Origin of the sequence: Aeromonas molluscorum 848, assembly GCF_000388115.1 — a bacterium.
GTDB classification, from domain to species: Bacteria; Pseudomonadota; Gammaproteobacteria; order Enterobacterales; family Aeromonadaceae; genus Aeromonas; species Aeromonas molluscorum.
Window position 1 is genome coordinate 1 of sequence record NZ_AQGQ01000222.1, and the last position, 5,447, is coordinate 5,447.

Sequence of the window (5,447 nt, forward strand, 5' to 3'; positions counted from 1 at the left end):
GACGATGAAGCCAAGAAGCTGAAAAACGCCAAATGGCTGGCCCAGGGCACCATCTATCCGGATGTGATCGAATCCGCTGCCAGCGCCACCGGCAAGGCCCACGTCATCAAGTCTCACCACAACGTTGGCGGCCTGCCGGACGAAATGAAGATGGGTCTGGTCGAGCCCCTGCGCGAGCTGTTCAAGGACGAGGTACGCCGTGTCGGCCTGGAGCTGGGTCTGCCCTACGACATGCTCTACCGTCACCCCTTCCCGGGTCCGGGTCTGGGCGTGCGCGTGCTTGGCGAAGTGAAGAAAGAGTACTGCGAAATCTTGCGCCGTGCCGACGCCATCTTCATCGAAGAGCTGCGCAAGGCCGACCTCTACAACCAGGTCAGCCAGGCGTTCGCCGTCTTCCTGCCGGTGCGCTCCGTCGGCGTCATGGGTGATGGTCGCAAATATGACTGGGTCATTGCCCTGCGCGCCGTCGAGACCATCGACTTCATGACTGCCCACTGGGCCCACCTGCCGTACGACTTCCTCGGCCACGTGTCGAATCGCATCATTAACGAGATCAACGGCATCTCCCGCGTGGTGTACGACGTCTCCGGCAAGCCGCCCGCAACTATCGAATGGGAATAAGCGGCTGACGCCTCTTCCTGCGATCACGCAAAACTGTCAAAAAGGCGCCCTTGAGGCGCCTTTTCTTTTTCCAATCGTTTGCGCCACACATCTTCGTTTTTTGAGCAGCTTTTTCACCGCTTTGCCCCTGTCATATGTGACAGGGGCATTTTCACTATCCCGCACTAGGCTCTCTCATGCCAATTGAGACCGTTATCATCAGGCGCTCATGGCAAGGGGGAGGGGTGACTCACGAGCTGACAGCTGCGCAAACTGCCCATCGTCATCACGCCAAACGGCAGTGATGACCCCCCGGTGGAGTCCGGACACCACTTGAATCAACGGGGCGGAACCCGAACAGCCAAACGAGTAGGGACAAGAGATCACGGAGGGTTTGTTTATGTCAGAACAAGCAGTGCTGTTGGGCGGATGGACTGCCTACCACAAGCTGAGCGCCAAGGATCAGGCGGTATTCAACCAGGCGCTGGAAGGATTTGTCGGGGTGCAGTACACACCCTTTGAAGTCTCCACCCAGGTCGTCGCCGGTACCAACTACCGCTTCAAATGCAAGAGCACTGTGCCGCTGCCCAACCCCATCCACGGGGAAGCCGTGGTGCAGATCTTCCAGGCGTTGTTTCCCAAATCGATGCAGCTTGAATGGAACTAACTGAGGACTTGGTGATCTGATCACCACCATCCCCTTCAAGTCTGCATCATGGGCACGTCGCTTCACCCCATCACCAACTGGCCTAAATACAACAAGTCCTTGATTAACCGTGGTTCACTTACCTTCTGGGTTGATGCCGAGGCCATGAACAACTGGTTTCACCACGACCATCATGGGCGGCGGGGCCGCAGCCAGCTCTACACTGACCAGACTATCTGCACCTTTCTGATGCTCAAGGGGATTTTCAGCCTCACTCTGCGAGCGACCCAGGGGCTACTCGACTCCTTGTTCGCGTTGATGAATGTGCCGCTGTGTGCGCCGGACTATAGCTGTGTCAGCAAGCGGGCACGCACGGTGACGGTGGCTTATCGACAGCCCCCAAAGGGGCGCATTACCGACTTGGTTATCGACTCAACCGGGCTGAAGGTGTTTGGTGAAGGCGAGTGGAAGGTCAGAAAACACGGCGCTGAGAAGCGGCGAGTCTGGCGCAAGTTGCATCTGGCGGTAGACCCGGTGACCCACGATATCGTGGCGGCGGAAGTCTCGCTGGAAAACGTTCATGACGCTGAGGTACTGCCGACTCTGCTCAATCCACTGCGGCGCAAGCTGGGACGTGTTTATGCGGATGGCGCCTATGACAGCAAAGCCAGCCATCAGCTGATAGCGCGCAAAGGGGCGACAGCCTGTATCCCGCCTCGCAAGAGCGCGGGGTTATGGGAAAAGGGACATCCTAGAAATGAGGCTGTGCTGGTGATGCGCAAGGAGGGGCTAGCGCACTGGAAGAAGATGTCGGGATATCATCGGCGCTCGCTGGCAGAGACGGCGATGTATCGGTTCAAGCAGTTGATGGTGGGGAAAATCAGTCTGCGTAACTACAATGGCCAAGTGGGGGAAGTCATGGCGTATGTCAGTGCCATAAACAAACTGAATACCCTTGGTCTACCTGTCAGAAAGCCCCGAGTGTAGCGGTCACCTGGGGCTGGGGCAGTTGTGGCTTGATGGTTGATTTGGGAAACAACGCCGATCTTCCAGTCCCTGGATGGATCGGCCCATATCACCTCCATTACCCCGATCTGATCCGGTTGCGGGGTATAAGACGGGGGGACATAGCCTCCAATCGGTTGGTTCCAACACCTAACAATAAGAAAGACGCCTAAATGGCGTCTTTCTTTTTCCACAACCCAGCACCTCTGTTATGAGTTAGCATTGATGCTTATTGATTAATTTGTTGATCTTGCTCAGCAAATTATCATCATCCTCTTTTTCTTATCTGTTTAGCTCGCTAGGATGGCCGTTTGAAAACCTACCTTTTGGGGTTGTCTATGAGTCAGGCCAGAGACATCGTTTGGGCCAAAGGCAGCAAACTGGTGGCTGTCGGGCGGTATCTTGGCTGTAATTCGGCACTGGCACTGGCACTGGCACATCGAGCGCCATAGTGGATGGAAGCTAATACGGTCAGATGCCAGTATAATTTTTGTAACGCAATGATTTAAAATGATTTTTTTTAGGTGACTATGAAGATGAAGCAGAGTTATACGGAAGGTTCTGCTATTGGATTAGTACCGCCTTCTTTCTAATCATTGTTAGTGTTCAAGGAGAATAAGAATTGAACAAAGCTGAAGCAGTTGAAAGACTAGATAGTTTAAAAGCGAGAGCAGCTCAATTAGCTAGCATGCCAAGAGGGAGTCAAGAATTCAAAAAATGGCATCGAGATACGGAAGTGGCTATAGAGCGTATTTTTGGTGAGGGAACTAGGCATTTGAAAGATTTTACAGACATTCACTATTCATTAATGATGTTTACATCAGGGACTCCAGATTCCTCATTTGAAAATGCCTATCGTGGTGGGGTAAGAAATGCTATCTCTGTATTGGAGTCACTGATTGATGAGGTTAAAGAGTATTGGGAGGATGAACCAGAGTCTCATATGCAAGAATTGTCCGCTATTGATAAAGTTGAATTGCTAATTCGCCGATTCCACAGAGTAGCGCGACAGCTTCGATCTAGACACGGTTCGAGAAAAACAATCGAAATCGAAGATGAATATGATGTTCAAGACCTTTTTCATTCTCTATTACGAATCTACTTTGATGATGTAAGGGCTGAGGAGTATACACCAAGTTACGCGGGGGCTTCGTCGCGAGTTGATTTTTTGCTTAAGCAAGAAAAAATAATTATCGAGATTAAGAAGACTAGACAGGGTTTATCTGCAAAAGACGTTGGTGAGCAGCTTATAATCGACTCGCAGCGATATCAAGCCCATCCGGATTGTAACACTTTAGTATGTTTTGTTTATGATCCGGAAGGGCGTGTCGCAAATCCCCGAGGGATTGAAAATGACCTTACAAAAGAAATTAATGGCGTTCCGGTGACTGTGTTTATCACACCTGAGCAATAGGCACTAACAAAGTGCTGCTGTCGGGCAATTTTCCGCTTCGCTCCAAACTTGCCGTAGAGCACGGCGTCATGTTACTCAAGTGGAAAAATAAATGATCGATTATTTTAAGTTAGTTGTTGATCTTGTGGGGCATTTGGTTTGGCCTGCAGTAGTCGTAGGCGCATTGTTTTATTTCAAAAAAGATGTATCCAAATTATTACAGCGAGTTAAAAAAGCAAAGTATGGCGATATGGAAATTGATCTTGTTGAAGCTATGGATGAGGTCAAAGGTGATGCAATAGAACTCGGAATTACGATTGCTTATCCTAGCTCTGTTTATAGTGTTAGTGATTTGGAGTTAGTGCAGATGGCGCCTGAATGGGCTTTTTTACAGTCTTGGCAAAACATCGAGAATATCCTTATAACTAAGGGTGCCGATGGCAAACGTCAGCCAATTTACAAATTGGTTAAGCAGTTACAAAATTCAGATAAAATTGACAGTGGTTTAGCTGATTTAATATTGAAGATATATCGTTTAAGAAATGAAATTGTGCATGTGAGTGGAATTGATCTTACTAAGGCTGAAGCAATGGAGTGGTTAGGTGTATCAAAGAGTGTTTCAGATCGCTTAAATCAAAAATTAGAATGAAAACTAGATCATAACATAACAAGCCATTTAAAGATGGATTCTCAACGCGTGGCATTTTTACCATGCATTGATTTAAGTGTTTAAGGTGGCATCCGGTGGTTTTGGTTTTGGTTTTGGTTTTGGTTTTGGTTTTGCATTGCTCACACCTTAACAAGGCATTATCTTTAAAGGGAAAATATGAAGGTTAATCACTACAATAGAAGTCACAAAGGGTATTTACCTATCCGGGTTCTACAACATAATATTATTGCGCAGTTTGAGAATACAACTTCTAACTTTCTAAATGACACGTTGGAGACTGTGAGGAGTAAAGGATTAAAAACAGAGATTACTTACACGATAAATATAAGCTCTCAAAAAGGAGAAAAGGTCAAAGGTCCTTTTGTATACAGTTCGTCAAAAGAAATAAATATTCATGAAACATTTTTAGCATATTTATGGTGTGTGACATTTAGTTTATATATATACACAGATCTAATCCTTTCTGGAAAGCTCGAGGATGACAACGAAAAAAAGAAGTGGGCAGATAAAACTTTTGACTATGCCTTGAGTTTAATCGACGGTTACCATGATTGGGATAAAAATAATCTTCCCAATCCAGAGGTTTACGATTTAAACCTAGCCGCAGATATCGAGAAAACAAATGAACTCTTCCTATATGGATTTAATTTTATTTTGTGCCACGAGTACTCACATGTGGATTTAGGTCATTGTAAATCTTATGAATCATCTAATGGGTTCCTGACAGTTCTTGAGAAGATGGAATTTGAACAGCAAGCAGACGCGAATGCAGTTAGGTTGTTTTCTGAAGGTATATATCTAAATAATGAGGCTGCGACAAAATACGGAGTTTCGATTGCTTTATCGTCTCTTCTATTTTTTAAGTCAAAAGTATCTAACAAAATTCATCCAGATTCAGATTTACGCATCATGAACGCTTTAAATGAATTCCAAGTGGATGATAATGATACAGCTTGGTTAATAGCATGTGCGGCTTTAGGTTTATGGTCAACAAACTATTCAGTTGAGTTGGCTTGGGAAGAAAAGTCTACATTTAAGAGTCTCTTTGAATCCATCTCCCATCAACTTGATTAAAGTTAACAAATTGTTCAAGAGTGATTCGGTACGCGTGACATTTTTACCATGCGTTAGGG

At 46.7% G+C, this 5,447-nt stretch carries 6 protein-coding genes; all 6 read left to right on the plus strand.

Translation table 11 applies throughout. From position 1 onward, the window contains the following. Positions 1-621: glutamine-hydrolyzing GMP synthase (gene guaA / locus G113_RS18825; protein ID WP_005909088.1), on the plus strand; the 621-nt coding region annotated here is incomplete at its 5' end. Positions 622-1,000: 379 nt separating this feature from the next. After that, positions 1,001-1,267 (plus strand): hypothetical protein, encoded by a 267-nt coding sequence (locus G113_RS18830; RefSeq protein WP_005909090.1) that lies wholly within the window; start codon positions 1,001-1,003, stop codon positions 1,265-1,267. Between the two features lie 48 nt (positions 1,268-1,315). Beyond that, positions 1,316-2,233: an IS5 family transposase gene (locus G113_RS18835; RefSeq protein WP_005909092.1), complete on the plus strand. Its 918-nt coding sequence runs from the start codon at positions 1,316-1,318 to the stop codon at positions 2,231-2,233. Positions 2,234-2,873: 640 nt separating this feature from the next. Continuing rightward, on the plus strand, positions 2,874-3,665 hold the full coding sequence (locus G113_RS21415; protein ID WP_040319395.1) for a PD-(D/E)XK nuclease domain-containing protein: 792 nt from the start codon (positions 2,874-2,876) through the stop codon (positions 3,663-3,665). A gap of 91 nt (positions 3,666-3,756) precedes the next feature. Beyond that, on the plus strand, positions 3,757-4,293 hold the full coding sequence (locus G113_RS18845) for a hypothetical protein (RefSeq protein WP_005909097.1): 537 nt from the start codon (positions 3,757-3,759) through the stop codon (positions 4,291-4,293). Positions 4,294-4,470: 177 nt separating this feature from the next. Then, on the plus strand, positions 4,471-5,388 hold the full coding sequence (locus G113_RS18850; protein ID WP_005909098.1) for a phage exclusion protein Lit family protein: 918 nt from the start codon (positions 4,471-4,473) through the stop codon (positions 5,386-5,388). Positions 5,389-5,447 lie beyond the last annotated feature (59 nt).